The organism is Streptomyces sp. NPDC059224, assembly GCF_042754285.1.
Classification (GTDB): Bacteria; Actinomycetota; Actinomycetes; order Streptomycetales; family Streptomycetaceae; genus Streptomyces.
On the sequence record NZ_JBHZAN010000098.1, the window covers coordinates 1 to 2,128 of the forward strand.

The 2,128-nt window shown below is 38.0% G+C and carries 2 protein-coding genes; both read left to right on the forward strand.

Annotation, left to right across the window (positions count from 1 at the left end; all coding sequences use genetic code 11):
* Positions 1–1,786, forward strand: a 1,786-nt coding sequence (locus ACFXI4_RS44560; protein WP_385003399.1) for a SpaA isopeptide-forming pilin-related protein, incomplete at its 5' end; no start/stop codon positions are given.
* Between the two features lie 14 nt (positions 1,787–1,800).
* A partial coding sequence (locus ACFXI4_RS44565; RefSeq protein WP_385003402.1) for a hypothetical protein occupies positions 1,801–2,128 on the forward strand: 328 nt, incomplete at its 3' end.

Here is a 2,128-nt window from a genome sequence, read left to right on the forward strand (position 1 = left end):
GATCAAAAACGATGGTTATACGCACGATCAATATCCTACAGGTGTAACGAAATACAACAAGGCAGATTATGGTGATGTTGAGTTTACGTTAGGAAATATTACGGATCAAGTATTACCGACTGAAGATTCTGATCTAACCAACGCGAAGGTGGACGAAATCGTTAAAGATGTAGAAGACAAAGGTGCTAATAGCAAATACATTAAAAATGCAACCAACAAAATTACTTCAGCTGTAGATGAAAATGGTGAGATCACTTTTGCGGATCAACCAGCCTATGTCAATTCCAAAGGGAATGTATATGTGGTTTATGAAAGTAAATCCGCTGCTGGATTAGTCACACAAAAAGCAAAACCAATGGTTGTGATTGCGCCAATGACAGACAATACAGGATCAGGATTTTTAAAAGATATTCATTTGTATCCAAAGAACATTGTTTCTAAGTTGAGTTTTGAATTAACGAAATTTGGTGACGATGGCACAGCTCAAAGCAAACAAACACCTTTAAAAGGGGCAAAATTTGAGTTATACAAGGGCGAACCTGGAAAAGGAACAAAATTAGGAGATCTTGTATCGGATGATCAAGGAAAGCTGACTGCGACTGATTTGACGTTAGGAAAATACTATTTTGTGGAAGTTCCTTCAGAAATTGTAGTGGGATCAGATAAAGAACCAACAGCCGATCAATATTTATTAGGCGCAGACGCTCGCAACGATGCGCACAATAAATTAACCTTTGAAATTACGAATGACGGTGTGACAAGCGATTTAAAAGCTTCATACGTAAACTATAAAGCACCAGTGATCGATAAAACAGTAACAAATGGAACAGGACAAGAACATTCTTTCCAAATTGGTGACGCAGTAAATTATCAAGGAACGATTCATATCCCAACAGACATTGCAGGCGGAGCAGACGGTATCACAGTAAACGGCGTGAAAAGCGAAACTTCTCCTTACAGTGTATTTAAGTGGGGGGATACAGCAGGACAAGGACTTTCTTATGTCGCTGCTAAAGCAAATATCAAAGTAACAAATAAAGATGGATCTGTGGTATTAAAAGAAAATACAGATTATAAAATCCAAAATTCAGAAAATGGCTTTGTGATCGATTTTATCGTGAATAATGGCCAAGTAAGTGATACTGTAGCAAGTTTACACGGACAAGATCTTCAAATGACTTATAACATGTATGTAAATGATAGCGCAGCTGTTGCCAATCCATTAACAAATAGCGTGGATTTCGTTTATAACAACAATCCATTTAATCAGGAAGAACACCACGAAAAAACGAAAGCTGACGTTGTGACTTATGGTGCAAAATTCTTAAAAGTCGATAGCGGACTATTTGGAATAGGAATCAAAGCAACACCGCTTGAAGGCGCAGAATTTGCTGCTAAAAACGCAGAAGGAAAATATTATGGTGGATTAGTTGATACGGATAAAGACGGTGTCAAAGAAGCAGTATGGGTAGACGATGTAGCAAATGCAGCGATCCTAAAATCAGATAAAGAAGGTCACTTTGAAATCACTGGTTTAACTGAAGGTAAATATTCACTGGAAGAAACAAAAGCGCCTGAAAACTATCAAAAATTAACGAAAGAGATCTCTTTCAAAGTAGACAAAGATTCATCCAAAGAAGAAAACCGAATCACGATCAAAAACAATCAAAAAGCTTCCGTACCAATGACCGGTAGCAACGGTTTTCAAACGTATGTATTAATCTCTTGCTTGTTGCTAGGAGCAGGGGTACTTTCTGCAGTTGTTTACTTTAAGAAGAAAGCCTAGAAGGATCAAAACCAATGATTATCAGGAAGCCTAAGAAAAAGCGAATCATGGGTAAATGGATCATTGCTTTCTGGTTACTTTCAGCTGTAGGTGTCTTACTTTTGATGCCTGCTGAAGCGAGCGTGGCGAAATACCAACAAAATCAGCAGATTGCCGCAATCGATCGAACAGGAACGGCAGCAGAAACGGATTCTTCTTTGGATGTTGCTAAGATTGAGTTAGGCGATCCTGTTGGTATTCTTACAATTCCAAGTATTTCTTTAAAACTACCAATTTATGACGGAACGTCCGACAAAATTTTAGAAAATGGTGTAGGTATTACGGAAGGAACTGGTGATATTA